Source organism: Bartonella sp. HY038, from assembly GCF_014117425.1.
In the GTDB taxonomy this organism is placed as follows: Bacteria; Pseudomonadota; Alphaproteobacteria; order Rhizobiales; family Rhizobiaceae; genus HY038.
Genome location: NZ_CP059725.1, coordinates 1,308,683 through 1,328,393, shown reverse-complemented (window position 1 = coordinate 1,328,393; position 19,711 = coordinate 1,308,683). Strand labels below are relative to the sequence as shown.

21 protein-coding genes and 1 tRNA gene are annotated in these 19,711 nt (G+C 39.1%); 13 read left to right on the top strand and 9 right to left on the bottom strand.

All coding sequences use genetic code 11. The features are described 5' to 3' along the window. Nucleotides 1–38 precede the first annotated feature (38 nt). Nucleotides 39–1,493, top strand: a complete 1,455-nt coding sequence (locus tag H3299_RS05625) for an NAD-dependent succinate-semialdehyde dehydrogenase (protein ID WP_305852536.1) — start codon at nt 39–41, stop codon at nt 1,491–1,493. A 156-nt stretch (nt 1,494–1,649) separates the two neighbouring features. Here H3299_RS05625 and yidD read toward each other — a convergent pair whose 3' ends face one another. Further along, nucleotides 1,650–2,021, bottom strand: coding sequence for a membrane protein insertion efficiency factor YidD (gene yidD / locus H3299_RS05620; protein ID WP_182419304.1), 372 nt, complete (start codon nt 2,019–2,021; stop codon nt 1,650–1,652). Between the two features lie 12 nt (nt 2,022–2,033). Then, nucleotides 2,034–2,465 carry an iron-sulfur cluster assembly scaffold protein gene (locus H3299_RS05615; protein ID WP_182419303.1) on the bottom strand — a complete coding sequence of 144 codons (432 nt, stop codon included), beginning with the start codon at nt 2,463–2,465 and terminating at the stop codon, nt 2,034–2,036. 323 nt (nt 2,466–2,788) lie between these two features. On the opposite strand from H3299_RS05615, the gene folE reads away from it, so the two are divergent. The 4 genes from folE (at nt 2,789) to H3299_RS05595 (ending at nt 4,632) form a co-directional block, all read left to right on the top strand. Next, nucleotides 2,789–3,412 (top strand): GTP cyclohydrolase I FolE, encoded by a 624-nt coding sequence (gene folE / locus H3299_RS05610; RefSeq protein ID WP_182419302.1) that lies wholly within the window; start codon nt 2,789–2,791, stop codon nt 3,410–3,412. Next, nucleotides 3,409–3,822, top strand: coding sequence for a phosphoribosyl-AMP cyclohydrolase (gene hisI, locus H3299_RS05605; protein ID WP_182419301.1), 414 nt, complete (start codon nt 3,409–3,411; stop codon nt 3,820–3,822). Before folE ends, hisI begins: the two co-directional genes overlap by 4 nt. 208 nt (nt 3,823–4,030) lie before the next feature. Beyond that, nucleotides 4,031–4,115, top strand: a tRNA-Leu gene (locus H3299_RS05600). A 157-nt stretch (nt 4,116–4,272) separates the two neighbouring features. After that, nucleotides 4,273–4,632, top strand: a complete 360-nt coding sequence (locus H3299_RS05595; RefSeq protein ID WP_182419300.1) for a DUF488 domain-containing protein — start codon at nt 4,273–4,275, stop codon at nt 4,630–4,632. A 24-nt stretch (nt 4,633–4,656) separates the two neighbouring features. On the opposite strand, the gene cysE is transcribed toward H3299_RS05595, so the two are convergent. The 6 genes from cysE to H3299_RS05565 all read right to left on the bottom strand — a co-directional run bounded on the left by cysE (nt 4,657) and on the right by H3299_RS05565 (nt 9,093). Continuing rightward, nucleotides 4,657–5,487, bottom strand: a complete 831-nt coding sequence (gene cysE, locus H3299_RS05590; protein ID WP_182419299.1) for a serine O-acetyltransferase — start codon at nt 5,485–5,487, stop codon at nt 4,657–4,659. Nucleotides 5,488–5,547: 60 nt separating this feature from the next. Continuing rightward, entirely contained in the window at nt 5,548–6,327 is a 780-nt protein-coding gene (locus tag H3299_RS05585) for an alpha/beta fold hydrolase (RefSeq protein ID WP_182419298.1), read from the bottom strand. A gap of 6 nt (nt 6,328–6,333) precedes the next feature. Beyond that, the gene (locus H3299_RS05580) at nt 6,334–6,807 is read right to left on the bottom strand and encodes a DUF192 domain-containing protein (protein ID WP_182419297.1); all 474 of its coding nucleotides are present in this window, start codon (nt 6,805–6,807) and stop codon (nt 6,334–6,336) included. Nucleotides 6,808–7,510: 703 nt separating this feature from the next. Then, a complete protein-coding gene (locus H3299_RS05575) occupies nt 7,511–8,179 on the bottom strand; it encodes a hypothetical protein (protein ID WP_182419296.1) in 669 nt (222 codons plus the stop codon). Between the two features lie 92 nt (nt 8,180–8,271). Next, nucleotides 8,272–8,529, bottom strand: a complete 258-nt coding sequence (locus H3299_RS05570) for a hypothetical protein (RefSeq protein ID WP_182419295.1) — start codon at nt 8,527–8,529, stop codon at nt 8,272–8,274. Nucleotides 8,530–8,721: 192 nt separating this feature from the next. Continuing rightward, nucleotides 8,722–9,093, bottom strand: a complete 372-nt coding sequence (locus tag H3299_RS05565; protein WP_246708154.1) for a TIGR02301 family protein — start codon at nt 9,091–9,093, stop codon at nt 8,722–8,724. 173 nt (nt 9,094–9,266) lie between these two features. On the opposite strand from H3299_RS05565, the gene H3299_RS05560 reads away from it, so the two are divergent. From H3299_RS05560 to H3299_RS05530, 7 genes are all read left to right on the top strand, one after another. Then, the gene (locus H3299_RS05560; protein WP_182419294.1) at nt 9,267–10,016 is read left to right on the top strand and encodes an SOS response-associated peptidase; all 750 of its coding nucleotides are present in this window, start codon (nt 9,267–9,269) and stop codon (nt 10,014–10,016) included. A 193-nt stretch (nt 10,017–10,209) separates the two neighbouring features. Beyond that, on the top strand, nt 10,210–11,043 hold the full coding sequence (locus H3299_RS05555; RefSeq protein WP_315973330.1) for a metal ABC transporter ATP-binding protein: 834 nt from the start codon (nt 10,210–10,212) through the stop codon (nt 11,041–11,043). Next, the gene (locus H3299_RS05550; RefSeq protein WP_182419292.1) at nt 11,036–11,836 is read left to right on the top strand and encodes a metal ABC transporter permease; all 801 of its coding nucleotides are present in this window, start codon (nt 11,036–11,038) and stop codon (nt 11,834–11,836) included. Before H3299_RS05555 ends, H3299_RS05550 begins: the two co-directional genes overlap by 8 nt. A 60-nt stretch (nt 11,837–11,896) precedes the next feature. Beyond that, nucleotides 11,897–12,310, top strand: a complete 414-nt coding sequence (locus H3299_RS05545; protein ID WP_182419291.1) for a Fur family transcriptional regulator — start codon at nt 11,897–11,899, stop codon at nt 12,308–12,310. Nucleotides 12,311–12,599: 289 nt separating this feature from the next. Further along, a complete protein-coding gene (locus H3299_RS05540) occupies nt 12,600–13,262 on the top strand; it encodes a DUF1007 family protein (protein WP_182419290.1) in 663 nt (220 codons plus the stop codon). Further along, on the top strand, nt 13,250–14,314 hold the full coding sequence (locus H3299_RS05535; RefSeq protein WP_182419289.1) for a nickel/cobalt transporter: 1,065 nt from the start codon (nt 13,250–13,252) through the stop codon (nt 14,312–14,314). Before H3299_RS05540 ends, H3299_RS05535 begins: the two co-directional genes overlap by 13 nt. 168 nt (nt 14,315–14,482) lie before the next feature. Further along, nucleotides 14,483–15,358 carry a uracil-DNA glycosylase family protein gene (locus H3299_RS05530; protein WP_246708153.1) on the top strand — a complete coding sequence of 292 codons (876 nt, stop codon included), beginning with the start codon at nt 14,483–14,485 and terminating at the stop codon, nt 15,356–15,358. Nucleotides 15,359–15,406: 48 nt separating this feature from the next. Here H3299_RS05530 and H3299_RS05525 read toward each other — a convergent pair whose 3' ends face one another. Further along, complete coding sequence (locus H3299_RS05525) at nt 15,407–16,399, bottom strand: DMT family transporter (RefSeq protein ID WP_246708151.1); 993 nt, start codon at nt 16,397–16,399, stop codon at nt 15,407–15,409. A gap of 313 nt (nt 16,400–16,712) precedes the next feature. Here H3299_RS05525 and pepN point away from each other — a divergent pair, with 313 nt between their 5' ends. After that, nucleotides 16,713–19,379, top strand: a complete 2,667-nt coding sequence (pepN, locus tag H3299_RS05520) for an aminopeptidase N (protein ID WP_182419288.1) — start codon at nt 16,713–16,715, stop codon at nt 19,377–19,379. The last annotated feature ends 332 nt before the right edge of the window (nt 19,380–19,711 follow it).

Below are 19,711 nucleotides of genomic sequence, written 5' to 3'. Positions count from 1 at the left end.
CAAAAATATTGAATAAGAAGCAATGGGATAGGATTGATATTATGTTGAAAGACAATACACTTTTTAAACAGGCCGCCTATATCGCTGGCAAATGGATTGCAGGCAGCAAAGATAATGGCACAGAAGTTACTAACCCTGCAACGGGCGAAATTTTAGGCTATATTCCTAACTGTACACAGGAAATGACTCTGGAAGCGATTAAAGCTGCTGAAACGGCTCAAAAAGAATGGGCAAAACGCACGGCTAAGGAACGCTCGCTTATTTTGCGTAAATGGTTCAATCTTATGGTAGAGAACCGCGAAGATCTTGGCAAAATTCTCACCCTTGAACAAGGTAAACCACTTAATGAAGCTATTGGCGAAATTGACTATGGTGCAAGCTTTATTGACTGGTTTGCTGAAGAAGCACGCCGCATTAATGGTGAAATCATCCCCGGCCATCAGCGGGACAAACGTCTCCTCGTGATGAAGCAGCCAATTGGTGTAGTAGCCGCTATTACACCGTGGAACTTTCCAAATGCAATGATTACCAGAAAAGCCGGCCCTGCTTTAGCTTCTGGTTGCGCCATGGTGTTAAAACCTGCGTCTCAAACTCCGTTTTCAGCCATTGCCCTTGCCATACTTGGCGAGCGTGCCGGTATCCCTGCCGGTCTTTTTTCTGTGGTGACTGGTAGCGCGAGAGAAATTGGTAAGGTGATCACCGATAGCCCAATTGTGCGCAAACTGACCTTTACTGGTTCTACTGAAGTTGGTGCAAAGCTTTATGCGCAATGCGCACCGACAATTAAAAAACTTGGCCTAGAACTTGGTGGCAATGCACCCTTTATCGTTTTTGATGATGCCGATATTGATGCAGCTGTTGCCGGTAGCATTATTGCCAAATTCCGCAATAATGGTCAAACATGCGTATGCGCCAATCGTATTTACGTACAAGATGGCGTTTATGACATATTTGCTAAAAAATTAACTGATGCTATTGCCAAATTAAAAGTTGGCAATGGTATGGAGAAAGATGTTATTCTTGGACCGCTGATTGATGAGCCTGCCCTTAAAAAGGTCGAGCAGCATGTTAAAGACGCGGTCAGCAAAGGTGCACGTGTATTAACCGGTGGTAAGCCATCTGCCCTTGGTGGCACTTTCTTTGAACCAACCGTTCTTGCCGATGTAACCAAGGATATGCTAGTTGCCAGTGAAGAAACTTTTGGCCCTGTTGCACCTCTTTTCCGCTTTTTCAATGAGGATGACGTTATCCAACAGGCAAATGATACGGAATTTGGTCTTGCATCCTACTTCTATGCTAAGGACTTAGCCCGCGTATTCCGCGTTAGTGAAGCATTAGAATATGGCATGGTTGGGGTTAATACCGGCCTCATTTCAACGGCAGAAGCACCATTTGGAGGTATCAAGTCATCTGGACTTGGCCGCGAAGGTTCACATTTCGGCATTGATGACTTTGTTGAGATTAAATATGTTTGCCTTGGTGAAATTGCTTAAACCATAACAAGTGACTGCAATAAGATATATAAAATTTATAAAATGATAAGAAGGCTTCATTCTTTAATGAAGCCTTTTTCAATTAGAAAAATCAGGCTAAAAACATTCATAAACAAGATTGAAATTCAAACTTAACCAATTGCTTTGAATAAATAATCACTCAACCTTATCCTTGCAATTGCATTTTTTCGAATCTTTTTTTTGCTTTGCAATTTTCCAAAACCGCCATGGTAAATACCATCTATAATAATCATCCAAAACAACCGGCACAGGGTCAATTCCATGGGTTCCAAACGGGCCACAACGCATAATACGAAATAACCCCATAAAACCGCCGTTCCAAAGTCCAAAACGCGCTATTGCTTCATAAGTATATTCAGAACATGTGGGTAGATGGCGACATTGATTGCCAATCAATGATGAAAGCGTGAGCTGATAAAAGCGAATAAACACAATGCCTATAATTCGCCCCGGTGTTTTGCGCCATGGACCATCATAATTGCGATTATAGCGTTTTTGATCTATCATTGCCCTTGGTTTCTAAGTTGTGATTTCAATTTGCTGGATACAATCAACAACTGCGTCAAACACTAACAGAGTTGATGCGTGACGGGCTTTAAAGTCCTTTACTGGTTGCAGACAACCAAGTTCTTCAAACTTGCCTATTGGCGGCTGACCATCTTCCTTAAGCATGGCATACATAACATCTCTGAGCTCCATCAACTCTTGAGTACTTGCACCAATAACATGATTGGCTAGCAACGATGCTGAGGCTTGCCCTAATGCACAAGCGCGCACCTCCTGGGCAAATTCTGTAACAATGCCATTAGTTATTTTAATATCGACAGTAATAATCGACCCACATATTTTAGAGTGCTGGCGCGATGACGCATCAGCATCATTAAGGCGACCAGTTAGGCTAATATGAGCTGCCGCTGATAATATTTTACTATTATAAATGTCTTCAATCATAATTTATTGATACCAAATCCATCTAAATCCAGTGATTGGGACTTTCGTTCCACGAATAAACCATTATATAGGATTGAAATTCCTTTAATGCCATATAAAGGTAAACTATATATTCTCCAATATGAAGTCATATCAATTATAACCGATTCAAATTAATAGACCATATGAGCTTACTGCCACTCTTAGATATTTTCTAATTTATGTTATTTAGTAAAGAATAAAGGGAACTAAATAGGGCCGTAAGTGATTAAGTGTTGACTGTTAGCTTTATGATTATTTTATAAAGCTAACGAGTAAAATTAAGCAAAAGTTTGAAATTTAGAATGGATGTTTTCGTGCAGAATCCCGTTAGTAAAAAACCATTATCTATTGAAAAACGCCCAAGTCGTGAAGAGGCTGAACAAGCCGTTCGCACATTGCTATTATGGGCAGGCGAAAATCCCGATCGTGAAGGCTTGGTAAAGACTCCTGCACGCGTTACCAAAGCCTATGGTGAATTATTTGGCGGTTATGAGCAATCGGTAGAAGATATATTAGGAACAGTATTTGAAGAAGTCGCTGGCTATAATGATCCAGTACTTGTTCGTGACATTGAATTTTTTTCCCATTGCGAACATCATATGGTGCCGATCATTGGCAAAGCCCATATTGCTTATCTTCCTGATAATTGCGTGGTTGGCCTATCAAAACTGCCAAGAGTCGTTGATGTTTTTGCCCGCCGACTGCAAACGCAAGAAACAATGACCGCCCAAGTAGCCGATGCAATCAACAATAATTTAAAGCCGCGCGGTGTCGCTGTTTTAGTTGAAGCGGAACATTTATGCATGGCAATGCGCGGGGTAAAAAAGCAGGGTTCAACAACAATAACGGTTGCATTTCGTGGTCATTATGAAAATAATCCGCAAGAACAAGCGCAATTCATGAATATGATAAGGGGATTTCGATGAAATCTGAAAAATTTTCTTCGCCTTTTATTGATAAGGAAAAGCAGGAAGAAGGCGATATGTTTGCGCCGCGCTTTGACCAAAATGGCTTAATTACAGCCATTGCTTGCGACCATGTAACCAATGAAGTTTTGATGCTAGCATATATGAACAAAGAATCGTTGGAGCTTACTTTAAGCACTGGCATTGCTCATTATTGGTCACGCTCTCGCCAGTCACTTTGGAAGAAAGGCGAAACTTCAGGCAATATGCAACACATAAAAGAAATTCTTGTCGATTGTGATCAAGATGCACTTTTGCTTAAAGTTGAAGTGGAGGGTCACGGACCAACATGCCATACGGGCAGACAGAGTTGTTTTTATCGAAGCATTCAAGATAAAAACGGCAAACCACTATTGTTAAAGGTTCAATGAATAATGGCTTAATGAGATAATTGGGCATCTTTGCTTTAAATTTTACTCGTTAAACGCACTTGCCTTACCTTTTAGGAAACATATTGCTTCTTTTAAGCGTTAAGATTACAAAGATCTAAAAAAATTGTTATATTTAAAAAAAGTGCTTGTCATAAAGTTACACATTTGTTACATGCCGCTAGCTGATTTATTTTAGCTTCTACCACGTGCGGTCGTGGCGGAATTGGTAGACGCGCAGCGTTGAGGTCGCTGTGGGGCAACCCGTGGAAGTTCGAGTCTTCTCGACCGCACCATTAAAAATCTATTTACAGATTTTTTGAGCTTTGTTGTCACTTAGCCTTAAGCCCCATTAATTGAGATAATAGCTAAAACGCTCTTATATTTTTTCAGACATAAAGACATTGACTATTATTGATTATTTTCGCATTGATTAATCTAAAAGGCATAGTTTTGAAATTACACATTAAACATATCTATGAAACGCCAACAAATGACGATGGTTGGAGAGTTCTTGTAGATCGCATGTGGCCAAGGGGTCTAACAAAAGACAAAGCCAAACTAGATGATTGGTGCAAAGATATCGCACCAAGTGCAGATTTACGTAAATGGTTTAATCATGACCTTGAAAAATGGCCCGAATTTACTGAAAAATATAAGAAAGAACTTGATCAAAATAATATAAAAATACAAGCCTTTATAGACAGTATAAAGACACACAACATCGTAAGCTTACTCTTTGCAGCTCATGACAGCGAACATAATAATGCGGTTGTTTTAAAAGATTATTTAGAACAACTTAGCAATGATTGATAATCAAATCATGAATAAGTATACTTAAATGCCATCTCCCGCAATTAAGGTTTGGTCCATATTGCGTGCAGGCTCAGTACAACCCGCCTCACCGATGATGCGCGCTGGCACGCCGGCAACGGTAACACCTGCAGGTACATCTTTTAAAACAACAGAACCTGAAGCAATTTTTGAACAATGACCAACTTCAATATTGCCTAAAATTTTTGCACCTGCACCAATCAAAACACCATGCCGAATTTTAGGATGGCGATCACCGCCAGCCTTGCCAGTACCACCTAATGTTACACTATGAAGGATAGAAACATGATCTTCAACAACAGCAGTCTCACCAATAACTAAACCCGTGGCATGATCAAGAAAAATACCCTTACCAATGGTTGCAGCAGGATGAATATCTGTTTGAAAAACTGAAGAGGACCGGCTTTGCAAATAATAGGAAAAATCTATGCGCCCGGCCTGCCATAAAGCATTGGCAAGTCGATAGGTTTGCAAGGCATGAAAGCCTTTAAAATATAATAAGGCGTCCATTAAACGATGACAGGCTGGATCCAAATCAAAAACTGCAGCAATATCTTCACTTAACATTTCATCAAAATTTTCAATCGTTGCGGCAGCCTCGGTTAAAGTTTGCCGTAACACGTCCTGATCAAGATCGTAATGATAAAGTCGATCAACAAGCCGATTAATCACTGCCGTACGTAAACTTTGATGATTTAAAACAGAGGGATATAGAAACCCCGACATGGTGTGGTCATTGACTACAGCCGCTTCTGCCTCTGAATAAATGAGGCTCCATAAATCATCAATGTCATATTTTCTATCAAAAGAAATAAGAGTGGCAGAAGAATTCATCTAGCTCATCTTTCCAATCGTCACTATAAAGCTAATTTAACCGCACCTATCAGACAAAATCTATCTGCGACCAATAGGATGACGAGCGAGAAATTCCAAAACACCTTTTTTATATATTTTATCACCTACTGCCAACATGTGATCTCGCCCTTCAATTACCAAGGGTTCACCATTAGGTAATAAAGCTGCTAGAGCAACGGGATCGCCGCCAATTTCATCAGTACTGCCAACAGCCACAAGAACGGGTTGTTTTATTTGAAAAACTTCAGCTGCGGTGAGTTCCTTTTTTGACGTAATAACACAAGCAGCTAAAGCTAAGCGATCACTTTGGGTTTGATCTGCAAATTTTCTAAACATCAAACCTCGTTCGCTGCTAATACTTGCAATATCGTCAGCCAACAAAGCTTCAGCAACAGGCTCCCATCTTCCAGCACCTGTTACCATACCAATGCCAAGACCGCCAAAAATAGCACTTTGCACTCGTGCTGCATGTCGTAAACAAGCAAATGCTGTAATTCTTGCGCCCATGGAATAACCCATGATATGCGCATTTTCTATACCAAGATGATCAAGAAGACGAACCGCATCATCGGCCATTGCTTCAGGTGTATAGGCTTTTTCATCGTGAATTTTTTGTGAAAATCCATGGCCGCGATTATCAATGGCAATTACCCGATAACCAGCATCATTCAACGTACGAAACCATCCGGGCGCAACCCAATTAACCCATGAAGATGATGCAAAACCATGAATGAGTAAAATAGGTTGCCCATTTCCTTTATCGCGATAGGCAAGAGTGTAACCATCACTTTCAAAAAAATTCACATCATCTTTTAGCATAAATTATTACCTGACACATTTTACTGCTATTGCAGGGTGAACAACACAATCACCTTGCTTTAAATTCATCTTATTAATCTCACCAGCATTCAATTCAACAACATAGCGAGTTGGAAAACCTGAAGAAATAAGAATAGTTGATTCTGGTGTTGTATTATAAGCAAGTGAAACAACTTTGCCATTATTATCAACGAAAACCATATCAAGTGGTAAAGGAGTATTTTTCATCCACATCATAACATCGCGCTGGACTGCAAAAACAAAAAGCATAGCTCTATCATGAGGTAAATCCTTGCGGAACATTAGACCTGCTTCCAACTCCTGAGGTTTTTGAGCAACTTCAACAGAGTAATTATGCGCCCCACTAGCAGTTAAAAAACTGATAGGCGCAGAATCTACAGGAATGCGCATTGCCTCTTGTGCCATAGCATTCGTCGAAAGCATCAAAAAAGAAACTATAGCTGCAAATATCGTTTTCATCAATAAATCCCCACGGTGAAATAACTTTCACCATGCAAAACCATGGTCTATTTTGCAAGTAGAAATTTGATTAACAAAAATCAACTTACCGCATATAAAATTCCACCCGCATAAATTAACGCAATAAATATGAAATATGCTTTCGTCAAAAAATAATTGCGTGGCGAAGTCTCACCATCGGCATATTAAATTTAAAAGGGGGATTAAATGAAAAATATTTAGCAATAACATTGCTGCTTAGTGCATTTACATTACAACAAGCTCCACAAGCACAAACAAAAATGATTGTGTAAATAGCATTAACATAGATTTTTTTGAAGCGACCAATAAAAGCCCAGGAAAGAAAACAGCACTATTAGCGTTGAGCTATCTTATTATGACTTGGTATTTATACCACATCTAAAATATCTAGCACTTGTCATTCATGGGCTTCATGTTCATAGCAATCCAGATTAAATGGCGAAAAGATAATTCCACCGGTTTAGCAAGCAGTCACTTAACCCCTTCCAAAGAACAAAAAACTTTCAACTCCTTGGGATGACAACGGACATCTTGGTGACTTCCCCCGATATTTGGTCGATAGTGATGGCAACGCCAATTTTCTGGTATTTGCACTTAAATTAGGTAAATTTTACAGCCATCCCAAACCACTTGGTGGTGGAGCAAGAATGGCTTACGGTGTGATAAAATAATCTTTCAGCCCCTAATCACCGCTAACAAAAAATTGCCATTTGCCATCTGGTGTTATACCGATGCGAAAAAAAGAATAAGCACCAATGTCTTTCATCGCCTCAAAGTCACCCGCAGTCATAATCTGGAAAGTTTCAACCATTTGAGCTTTGGTTAATTTATCTATTGGATAGGCAAACAAATACGGCCAAACATAAATTTCTTGTTCAGTGCCTTGATCAAGATGGACGTAACCTGAATTAAGTAAGTCAATGATAATTGACAGAATTTCAAGTCCCTCTCCATCGCCAGAAATCTCTTTTAAGAACTCTATTGGATCGCCTTCTTCGTCTGTCAACCTTAATTGGGTTTCGTTAATCCCAGTGCCAAGCAAGGGTCTTAATGCTTCGATTTCGCCTGTCTTAGCCGCTTTAATAATGTTTAAACGCATATCACGAACTTTAGCGGGCAAAGCAGTTTCATCATATAAAACAATTGGTAAAGAATGGCCGATTAAGCTATTATTGTTGGTGTCATCACCATTAAAAGGACCAAAAGCACTTTCAGGATCAGGTATATTATTATCCAAAATCCCACGAAAATCTGGCTGATCGGTTTTGGGAAACGCATTTTGCAGTGGTGCATTTGCTAGAATTAAAGCAAGACCTACTACCAAGACCGATTTATTGATGTTTTTTAACATTTTTACCAAATTTTATAGATAATAAGCACTGTAAATAATCTATTTAAATCCGCTAAATGTTCAACCAACGCGGTAAATAGAAGATGATTGAGCTATTGTACTGTCTTATGGTTAAGAAATTCCCCCATAATTATCCGTTCGCGAATAACATCCACAAGATTTAAGGCTTCTTCTTCCTTTTTAAACAGCAAAAAATGCTCAAGTGCAGTAACAAAAGCTACCTCAGCTAAAATTTCAGGTTCAATACCATTAGACATACCATTAGCCCAAGCTTCTGCCTGTGTTTCACTTGCAACAAGTTTTTTTTCCTGCGCAATAATTAATGCTAAGTCGGATTGACTATTTTTCATTTCCTGTCATCTCTTTATTTGTACGCAAAGAGCGTTAACACTATAATCTAATCCTAGACTAGCATATTTCTTTAGGGCCTTGTAAGATAACTGAAAAAAAGGTTAATTTATCTTTTAATGGCAGTATTCAATGACAGGGTGTATAAAATAATTTTAATTATCCCATATTTTGAATATCTATGTAAAAACCAATTAATTACCAAAGCGGTCAATTAATTCTTGGGAAAGTTTCTTACCCTCATCATTATAAAGCTCTATCGCGCTTAACGCAGCAAGCGTACATTGGTAGTAATTTTCAGAAAAAGCACGAAAACCGCTATTAAAAGCGGCTGTTAATTTAGTCTTTCTTGTGCCATCAGCTTGTTCAGCGTTTAACAATAAATCCATTTTATCACGCCAAATAGCTGTATCTTCGCCGCATAAATTATAAAGGTAATGAAGAGAACCCAAAACTTCTGATAAACGTGTCATTTTTTTATCATAGCTAACATTTTGCCCAAAAGCATGGGATGCGGGTAGCAAAATAGTTAGAATAAAAACAATGGAAAAAAAACGTTTTATCACGATAAAAATCACCCCAACTTCATACTGCAGCACAAATTCAAATTGTCAAAAACTTATTAAATAAAATTAAATTTTTCGCAATTCGATACATATTTACAATTTTGTTGTATTTGTATTTGTTCATTCGCTTAGTTAAACTTATAAAAGTCGATTAATTTAAAACTGGAAATTAAATGTGTGGTCGTTTCACTCTATTAACAGATATTACAAAAATTGAAGAGCAATTTGGCGCCATTGTTCCAATTGCAATACCACACCTTTATAATATATCTCCAACACAGCCAATCCTTATTGTAAAGTACCCAGAAGCAACAAGGCCAGACAATAGCAACCTACCCCCACATGATGTTTCATTAATGCGTTGGGGATTTGTTCCCGCTTTCGTCAAAGAACCTGATAAATGGCCACTCACAATTAATATTAGAGCAGAAACGATACATTTAAAAAAATCATTTAGAAATGCTCTTAACCACCGCCGAATTATCATTCCTGCGAGCGGTTTTTTTGAATGGAAAAAAACAACTGGCAAACAAAGCCAGCCTTATTACATTACGTCTCAAAATAGTCCAATTATCGGCTTTGCTGGGCTTGCTGAAACATGGAGTGGTGCAGACGGCACTGAAATTGACACTGCAGGCATAATAACCACAGCCGCAAATAATGATATAAAAATGATACATCAACGCATGCCACTCATTATTTCCAAAGAAAATTATCAAGCGTGGTTAGATATACGTAACTATCGCGGCGAAGATGTCTTGCGCATGTTAACCACGCCTGACACGGAAAAATTCATTGCTAGAAAAATATCTACCAAGGTTAATGATGCCAATTATCGCAGCGAAGATGTTTTGGACGAAATACAGGAATTAGAAACACCCAGCGCATCCAAAAGCCGCCCCAACCAACTGTCACTCTTTTAAAAAATGCATGAGCTATGTTTTAAAATTGCGTTTTTTAAGTGTTATGTTATAACGATAATGAATTATGTGTTTTTACGCCAAGCATTGATGGTTAAAACCTTTGATTTTTATCGAGGCTAAGTCATTTATGTGCATAAAGAAAACACATCAAACTTATTTATATATGATTAGAACCAATAATTTAGGTATTTGAATAGAAAGTTTATTCTTCGTGTCATCCTCATTGATAAAGCTTATAAACGCTGGGATTTTTCGCAATAATCGCTGGCTGGTACGTAACATTGACATGGAATTATCACGCGGCGAAATTATAACGCTTATTGGCCCTAATGGTTCAGGTAAAAGCACCACCGCAAAAATGGCTCTTAAAATATTAAAACCTAATGAGGGCAATGTTTGGCAAGCACCAAACTTGCGGGTTGGCTATGTGCCACAAAAGCTTAATTTCGACCGTAGCATGCCGATGAGTGTCGGTCGCTTTATGGAGCTTACCCACAAATTAAAAATGGAAGATGCCGATGCAGCTCTTGCAGAAGTTGGAGCATTGCATTTACGTGGCGCGCAAGTTCTCAATTTATCAGGAGGGGAATTGCAAAGGGTCATGTTGGCACGTGCTGCTGCAACCAAACCTGATATTCTTGTTTTAGATGAGCCATTGCAGGGCGTGGATTTTAGCGGCGAAGCAGAACTTTATGATCTGATTTCTCAATATAGGCAGCGGTTAAATTGCGGAATTTTACTTATTTCCCACGACTTACACGTCGTTATGGCAGCATCCGACCGCGTGATATGCCTTAATGGGCATATTTGCTGTAGCGGTAAGCCAGAAGAGGTGGCCATGAGCCCCGAATATAATGCCCTATTTTCAAGGAATGGTAAAAATTCCGCCGCACTTTACCGGCATCAACATGACCACAACCACCATCCAGATGGTACGATTTGCCAAGGCGATCAATGTCACGACAACAGCAAACATAATCATTTAACAAAACCAGATAATAAACCACAGGATAATACGAATGTTTGATGATTTTTTTGTACGCGCCATGGTTGGTTGTATCGGCATTGCCTTGGCAGCCGGGCCTTTAGGCTGTATCGTCGTCTGGCGCCGCATGGCTTATTTTGGTGACACAATGGCCCATTCAGCTTTGCTTGGCGTTGCTCTTGCCTTCATATCCAACATTAACATGACCATTTGTGTTTTCATCGTTACAACAATGCTGGCCATTATCCTTTTACTTTTACAACGCCGTCACACACTTTCAAACGACTCTTTACTTGGCGTACTCTCTCATTCAAGCCTTGCTATCAGCTTAATTATTTTAAGTTTTTTACCTTGGGTACGACAGGACCTTTCAGTCTACTTATTTGGCGACATCTTATCGGTTTCTCGGCTTGATCTTTTAATGATCTGGCTGGGCGGTATTTTTGCTATAGCGATTATTTATATCATCTGGCGGCCACTTATCGCTGGAACAGTCAATGCCGACCTTGCTAAAGCAGAAGGGCTTTATCCTGAAGTTGCTCAAATTATTTTTATGCTTATGCTAGCGCTTATTATCGCTGTGGCTATGAAAATCATCGGAATATTGCTGATTACCGCGCTTTTGATACTACCTGCTGCCACAGCAAGACGGTTGTCATCAACCCCTGAAATCATGGCCTTGCTTTCTAGTGTCATCGGCATTATCTCTTCAACAACAGGATTGCAAATGTCAAAAATCTTTAACACGCCTTCTGGCCCCTCGATTGTTGTTGCCGCCTTTGTCCTTTTTGTTATTTGCCTTTTGCCATTCAGCTTGTTAAAAAACAAAACTTAGCTAGATTAAAAGCAATTATCGGCTAATATATTTGAGTATGACTTATGAAAAGAGTGATAGATGATGCCCCCAATTGGTGATCTTACAAAAAACCAAAAGTTCGTTCTTGATGTCCTCAAGAAAGAGCGGGCACCATTAAGCGCTTACACTATCCTTGATCAATTGCGCGATGAGGGGTTTCGCGCTCCGTTACAAATTTATCGCGCTTTAGATAAGTTGATTGCAATCGGTGCAGTGCATAAGCTTGAAAGCTTAAATGCCTATATCGCCTGCGCCCACCCTGACTGCGATGACCATCATCTTGTTGCTTTTGCTATTTGTAAAAACTGTGGCAAGGTTCACGAATTTAACAATCACGTTATTGAACATGAAGTGCATGACCATATGCATAAGATCCACTTTCGCCCCCATGCAACAACATTAGAAATTCGTGGTCTTTGCGAAAAATGTGCAGAAGAACCCAGCAATGTTTAATATTACCTATTACCTGCGTATTTATGGTGCACCTTAGATGACAGCCCACTAAGGCGATGCTAAATAGGCCCAATTTTTCTTAATATTTAAATTTTTTATTTACTATTTGGCAGGTGTTTTCTTTTTGTCATAATTAAAGCATATTTTCCTCAAATGAATCAATTTAAGCATTTTTTGATCCGCTTGCATAGTTTGTCGCCGCTTTTACCTATCACTCGATATGCTAAAAGCAGCTCGTCATGCATAGATCAAACAACAAACTAATGCATGTAAGGTTTTTTAAAATTAAATGATCAAAACTCTATTTAAGTTTTTTTTTAGTATTTTATTCATTGTGCCGATGACTGCTATTGTGCAAGCTCATCCACATATTTTTGTCGATGCAAAAGTTCAAATTCAACTAGATAAAGATGGCAAGGTTGAAAAACTCTCGCAAGATTGGTTGTTTGATGCTTTGTTTTCTGCTGGGGTTATTTTAGATTTTGACAAGAATGGTGACCGTTTTCTTGATCCATCAGAACTTGCCGAAATAAGCAAAACTATCCGTGAATCCTTAGCTGAGTTTGACTATTTCCAATCTGTAACAGTAGATGGTAAATCAGTTAAGCTTGCTAATCCCGATAAGCTTATTGCTGATATGAAAAATAACCAGCTCACGCTTCATATTGAAAATAAGCCCAAAGAACCATTATATATTAAACGTGGTGGCCATTACAGCTTTTCACTCTATGACCCAACTTTTTATGTTGCCGTAAACTTTAAACGCGATGTCGATATTTCATTTTCGGGATTACCTTCGTTTTGTAAGGGCTACATGGTTCGTCCTGATGGCGATAAAATATTATCCAAAAGTCTTGCCAATGAAACCGAAGATTTTTTTGCAAATCCCGATGCAAGTTTTGACCTAGCCCAACGTCTTGCGCCCAAATTGGAAGTGATATGCGACAAATAAAATTTATGCCTTTGATTGCTGTAATATATTATAGCATGCTAACTAACGCCTTTGCTAGATCTCCTCTTGGTATCGGTGCGCCTGAGCAGCCAGTCAATAACTCATCCATTTTTTCAGAAATTTATATTTATATTCTTAGTTGGCAACAGGTCTTTGAACGCACAATTGGCGGATATCTCATTGGTATGAAAGAAAACCCACATAATGCAATTTGGCTTATTGGTCTTTCTTTTCTTTATGGTATTTTGCACGCTGCCGGCCCTGGACATGGTAAAGCAGTGATAGCATCTTATCTTGTTGCCAATGATGCAAGTTTAAAACGCGGTATTTTCCTATCGTTCCTTTCATCAATTTTGCAAGCGTTAAGCGCAATTTTTATTATTTTATTAGTATTTTTTCTAATTCCTGGCAGTCTCACACAAGCAGCTACATTTTTAACAACAGGCAGCTTTATTCTGGTTATGATTTTGGGGATGGTTATGATCTGGCGAAAAATCAAACCCTATTTTCACAAAAAAAGCATTAAAACAACTATATTTGACAGTGCACCAGCCAGTGACTTTAACCAACAAAGCAGCTTTCAATCAAGCCTGTCTCCCAAAAGCGCATTAAACAACAAACCACGCTTAAATTATGAAAAAGGCGGCGTTGACCATGTATTTAATGGCGCAGGTGAAATTTGCAATGATTGCGGCCAAGCCCATATGATTAGCCCTGACATTGTCAAAGAACCATTGCAGTTGCGCCCGGCCCTTATGGCTGTTTTTTCTGTCGGCCTTCGCCCATGTTCCGGTGCTATATTTGTCATGAGCTTTGTCATGCTCAATGATTTATGGTTTATTGGTGTGTTATCGGTTTTGGCTATGTCTCTTGGCACTTTCATAACCGTATCGCTTCTGGCCGCGCTTGCTGTCTATGCAAAATCATTAGCACTCAAGATTTCAAATCGACAAAGCCATTTTAACTTTTTCAAATCTGCATTAGAATGGTGTGCCGCAATTTTCATCTTCCTCACTGGTCTTTCCCTCACTTTGACCTCGATTATAAGTTAAATTGAAAATAAATTAACGCGTTAATCATTTATATAAACGCATAAATTAATTTACCATTCGAATTGTTTAAAAATAAAAACTTTAGCAACTTGTATGTGCTAACAAATATGATTATTAAACCTTCATTATTTTCCAAGAAATTAATTGCTACAAACAGGAATACGAGGCGTGAGCGAAAACCTTATTGGACAGAAAAAAGCCTTTACATTTGAAGAGCTTTTACGCTTCTATCAGGATTCTGGCGTTGATATAGCAATCTTGGATGAACCTATTAATCGGCTTCAGGTAGCGCCTGCACCTTCAAATATTCAATCTGAAACGAAGATTGCGGTTAATCAAGAACCAGTCTCGACCGCAACAAAGGCGACTGACAGCAAAAAGGCACCAACAAGAACTGCAAGCGCCGCGCGTAAAACCAATTATGTTCCCCTTGATGACCAGATAAAACTTGCACGCGAAGTTGCGATGCGTGCAAATAGTCTTGAGGAACTATGTCAAAATTTAACCGATTTTGAGGGCTGTCCTTTAAAAATTACCGCTAAAAACACCTGCTTTGCTGATGGTACAAACAAGAGCAAGCTAATGATTATCGGCGATGCTCCAGAGCGTGAGGAAGACTTGCAAGGTGTGCCTTTTGTTGGTCCCGCAGGTGAGCTACTCAACAAAATGCTTGGGGCAATAGGGTATAATCGTCAAGATGTTTATATTGCCAATGTTATCGCATGGCGTCCACCGGGCAATCGCGAACCCACACAGCATGAAGTTGAATTATGTAAGCCATTTATTTACCGGCAAATTGAACTGGCAAATCCTGATATGATATTAGCATTTGGCGGCACAACAACAACATGGCTTACCGGTGCCAATGAAGGTATTTTGCGTATGCGCGGTAACTGGCTAAAATTTGCAACCGCAGGCGGAAAAATTATTGATGTCATGCCAACATTCCATCCGCGTTATTTATTGAAAAATCCCCTTCATAAAAAATTTACGTGGCAAGATTTGCTTAATGTGAAAATGAAAATGCGTGAGTTATCCCATTAACCCACCTATAATTTTATTAGCTTTCACGCATATTTCATACAAATTATTCTATTTGGAATTTGCTGCACGCTCTTGTGGCTTTAATAAATTCAAGCGGCTTTCACGATAAATAATAAATATTCCAGAGCCAACGACAATCAAACTTCCAATGAGCATTTGCGTTGTTGGCACATCACCAAAAACCACATAACCAATAATAAGCCCGAGCACCAAAGAGACATATTCAAAGGGTGCAACAGTTGATGGTTCAGCATGGCGATATGCTTCTGTCATAAATATTTGCGCTACACCGCCGAAAAGACCTGCACCGATTAATAAACAGGCTATATGCCAATCTGGCCAAACCCAGACATCAAGCAATGCAGTTTTTATGCCTATATGATTTAAGAAATAGCCAATCGGCCAAGATAGTAAAGAAAATAAGCTTGCAGAAATCATGAAATAGAGCACAATTGTTGTTGTACGTTCGGTAAAAACTAAGCGCCGCACCAATAAAAGTGCAATAGCTGTAAGCACGGCGCTAGCAAGGGCAGCTATAGCGCCATAAGCAATCGACGTATCTAATTCCTGCGCAGAAAATATCGTCATGCGGGGCCAAATAACTATCAACACACCGAAAAGCCCAGCAAAAACTGCACTCCAACGATATAAACGTACTTTTTCCTTTAAAAAAATAACGCTTAAAATTACTAAAATGAGCGGCGCACCATAACTAATTGCAATAGATTCAGGTAAAGGCAATAAGGTTAAAGCATAAAAATTACACATCATAGCCAAAATGCCAAACAATCCACGCCAAATATGCCCGACAATATTGCTTGTATAAAAAGCTTTACGCAACTCACCACGCATAAATAGCCAGATAAAAACTGGTAGCAATCCAAAAAATGAACGAAAAAAGCTAAGCTCACCAGCTGGAATTCCAACAGCTGCTTTGAGTAAAGTCGACATACCGACAAAGAGCGCAACAGCCGTAACCTTCATCCAGATTCCAACCATTACATTTCCTGAAATAACAGGCATTTTATCTAAAGAACCCATAATAAAGCCGATACTTTCACCTAAAACATCAAAGCATTAAACCACATTGCAGCGATAGTGATACAAAATGAGGCACATCGCACTCTTACTACTTATTCAGCCTAAAAGATTTAAGTTAAATAATTTGCGTACATTTAAAACCTATTTGCCACGATATAATAAATAATCGATTATCATAGTTTTTTTTAAATATCTTGTTTTTAAAAAAGTAACTAACAATAAAGCAACGATTGGAGATATTTTTAAAAAATCTATTGCAGCCTTTTAAATTTATTCCTACCTTAAAATAAATTAACAAATGGGATTTAAGGTTATGAACACGGTAAAGCGTCCAGTTTTTCGCTTAAAAGACTATAAGCCAACACCATATGAAATAAAAACAACGCATATGGACTTCATTCTTGAAGCTGAAAATACAGTTGTGACCACAAGATTGTCGCTAGAAAGACGGCAAGGCACTAAAAAAGGCGCACCACTTATTCTTATTGGTGATGAATTGGAGCTGGTACGTGTTGCCATTGATAATATTGAACTAGAGCCAAAAGCATTTACCATAACCCCCAGCCAATTAAAAATTGACAATCCTCCTTGTGATCCTTTTACCTTAGAAATTGTAACGAAAATCAATCCCAAGGCTAACCGCCAATTAATGGGTCTTTACCAATCTAATGGTGTTTTTTGCACCCAATGTGAAGCGGAAGGCTTTCGCAGGATCACATATTTCTATGATCGTCCCGATGTTCTTTCCGTTTATACTGTTCGGATTGAAGCAAACAAAAAACAATCCCCCATTTTATTATCCAATGGTAATTGCGTTGAAACTGGAAATATAGGTAAAGATCGGCACTTTGCAACATGGCATGACCCCTTTCCCAAACCATCCTATTTATTTGCTTTGGTTGCTGGCAATCTTGAAGTAACCCGCGATAACTTCAAGACAATGAGCGGTAAAATTGTGGATCTTGGCATTTATGTCGAGAAAGGTAAGACTGAGCGCGCGCTTTATGCAATGGATTCGCTTAAACGATCTCTTGCGTGGGACGAAAAAGCTTTTGGTCGCGAATATGACCTTGATATATTTAATATTGTCGCCGTATCTGATTTTAATATGGGTGCAATGGAAAATAAGGGACTGAATATATTTAATGATCGATATATTCTTGCCGCAGCCGAAACCGAAACCGATGCCGACTTTGCCAATGTTGAACGTGTAGTTGCCCATGAATATTTCCACAATTGGACGGGCGACCGTATCACTTGCCGTGACTGGTTCCAATTATGCTTAAAAGAAGGGCTTACGGTTTATCGAGATCAAGAGTTCTCATCAAGCCAACGCTCGCGTCCCGTGCAACGTATAGACCAAGTTCGTCTATTGAAAATCGCGCAATTTCCAGAAGATGCTGGTCCCCTTGCCCACCCCGTGCGACCTACGCAATATAGCGAAATTAATAATTTTTATACAACCACTATCTATGAAAAAGGTGCCGAAGTTGTCCGCATGGTTCACACCTTGCTCGGTGATGAATTATTTAGAAAAGGTATGGATCTATATTTTGACCGCCATGATGGCGAGGCTTGTACGATTGAAGACTTCATTGCATGCTTTGCGAAGGTTTCAAAACAAGATTTTTCTCAATTTATGCTTTGGTATGAACAAGCAGGCACACCACATGTAAAAGCCAAATTTGACTATAACGAAAAGCATGAAACCCTTACCATTAAGCTAGAGCAAAAAATCTACCCAACACCAGGGCAGAAGAAAAAGAAGCCAATGGTCATACCTATTCGCTTTGCTCTTTTAGATGAAGAGGGTAACGAAATTAATGTGAAAACAAATAGCAATAGCGAAGCTAATCTTTTAGTGCTTAACGAGGCCAAGCAAAGCTTCCACTTCAAAGGGATAAAGCATCGGCCTGTGGTGTCACTATTACGTGATTTTTCTGCCCCAGTCATCCTTAAAACAGATTTAAGCAAAAAGGAGCGTTTTTTCCTTGCTGCATTTGATCAGGATCCAGTTAACCGGTGGCAGGCACTCAATGATCTTTTGATGGATGAATTGGTACACGCCCATAAGCATGAGGGAAAACTGCGCCATAAGCAATGCGTAAAACTTGCCAAGCTCGTCGATAATGTTGCCAATGATGAGCGTTTAGAACCAGCTTTTCGCGCGATTGCTTTGACCTTGCCTAGCGAAGCAGAAATTGCAAGGATTGTCGCAAAAGATATCAATCCCGATTATATTCATGCTGCAAGACAAATATTGGTTGAAATTGTTGCTAAAGAAAACCAAGCAAGCTTTAACACACTTTATAAAGCAATAAACCCTGCAAAGCCATTCACCCCCGATGCGATCAATGCAGGCAAGCGCGCTTTGGCAAACACTTTACTTTATTATATTGCCATAGCTGAAAATTCGCCTAAAAGGGTCGGCGGCTTATATGACCAAGCAGATAATATGACCGATCGCCTTGCTGCCCTTAATATTTTGGTGCAAAATTTTGCCCAATCTAAAGAAGCACAATCAGCGCTTAGCGACTTTGAAAAACGCTTTGACAAAGATGTTTTAACAATTGACAAATGGTTTGGTGTGCAAGCTCGTAGTGCAAGATTGGAAACCCTTGAAAAAGTGCAAGAGCTTACCAAACACAAGCACTTTTCCTTTGACAATCCAAACCGTGTGCGTGCATTGATTGGGGCATTTGCGGGCGGCAACCCTGTTGCATTTAACCGTAAAGATGGCGCTAGCTATGATTATCTTGCAAAGATTATCATTGATATTGATGGTAAGAATCCGCAACTTGCATCCCGTCTGTTAACAACTTTACGCTCTTGGCGATCATTAGAGCAAAACCGCCGCAATAAGCTTGAAAATGCTCTAAAGCATATTGCCAAGACAAATAATTTGTCCAATGATGTTAGTGATATCATTGCAAGGTTACTTGGTGATGATAAGGATAAAAAGAAACATAAAAATAAGTGATTATAAGACCACTTATAATCTTGTTCAATAAGAACAAGACGCTATATACTAAACAATATTGAATATAGAATTTTCATTAAAATGCCTAAAATTCTCGGCATTTTAATGAATTATTGAGAATAGAAATTCATGTTCAATATCAATTTTGAACGAATAAAGCTGCTGATGTGGCTAGACATTTTCCATAAAAGTGTAAAAGCAGTTTTGCGATGGAAAATACATAAACAAAATATTAGAGCACAATGATAAGCCAATGCTTAGCGGATGTGCTCTAGTTTAGCTTAAGTAGCATACAACTTAACTCCCCCCAACTGGGCAATATTCACTTGATT

Bases quoted from the DNA above. Each gene is read 5' to 3' on its own strand.
- yidD (WP_182419304.1), bottom strand. From the start codon at position 2,021: ATGATAGATCAAAAACGCTATAATCGCAATTATGATGGTCCATGGCGC.
- H3299_RS05615 (WP_182419303.1), bottom strand. From the start codon at position 2,465: ATGATTGAAGACATTTATAATAGTAAAATATTATCAGCGGCAGCTCAT.
- folE (WP_182419302.1), top strand. From the start codon at position 2,789: ATGGATGTTTTCGTGCAGAATCCCGTTAGTAAAAAACCATTATCTATT.
- hisI (WP_182419301.1), top strand. From the start codon at position 3,409: ATGAAATCTGAAAAATTTTCTTCGCCTTTTATTGATAAGGAAAAGCAG.
- cysE (WP_182419299.1), bottom strand. From the start codon at position 5,487: ATGAATTCTTCTGCCACTCTTATTTCTTTTGATAGAAAATATGACATT.
- H3299_RS05585 (WP_182419298.1), bottom strand. From the start codon at position 6,327: ATGCTAAAAGATGATGTGAATTTTTTTGAAAGTGATGGTTACACTCTT.
- H3299_RS05580 (WP_182419297.1), bottom strand. From the start codon at position 6,807: ATGAAAACGATATTTGCAGCTATAGTTTCTTTTTTGATGCTTTCGACG.
- H3299_RS05575 (WP_182419296.1), bottom strand. From the start codon at position 8,179: ATGTTAAAAAACATCAATAAATCGGTCTTGGTAGTAGGTCTTGCTTTA.
- H3299_RS05570 (WP_182419295.1), bottom strand. From the start codon at position 8,529: ATGAAAAATAGTCAATCCGACTTAGCATTAATTATTGCGCAGGAAAAA.
- H3299_RS05560 (WP_182419294.1), top strand. From the start codon at position 9,267: ATGTGTGGTCGTTTCACTCTATTAACAGATATTACAAAAATTGAAGAG.
- H3299_RS05550 (WP_182419292.1), top strand. From the start codon at position 11,036: ATGTTTGATGATTTTTTTGTACGCGCCATGGTTGGTTGTATCGGCATT.
- H3299_RS05545 (WP_182419291.1), top strand. From the start codon at position 11,897: ATGATGCCCCCAATTGGTGATCTTACAAAAAACCAAAAGTTCGTTCTT.
- H3299_RS05540 (WP_182419290.1), top strand. From the start codon at position 12,600: ATGATCAAAACTCTATTTAAGTTTTTTTTTAGTATTTTATTCATTGTG.
- H3299_RS05535 (WP_182419289.1), top strand. From the start codon at position 13,250: ATGCGACAAATAAAATTTATGCCTTTGATTGCTGTAATATATTATAGC.
- H3299_RS05525 (WP_246708151.1), bottom strand. From the start codon at position 16,399: ATGGGTTCTTTAGATAAAATGCCTGTTATTTCAGGAAATGTAATGGTT.
- pepN (WP_182419288.1), top strand. From the start codon at position 16,713: ATGAACACGGTAAAGCGTCCAGTTTTTCGCTTAAAAGACTATAAGCCA.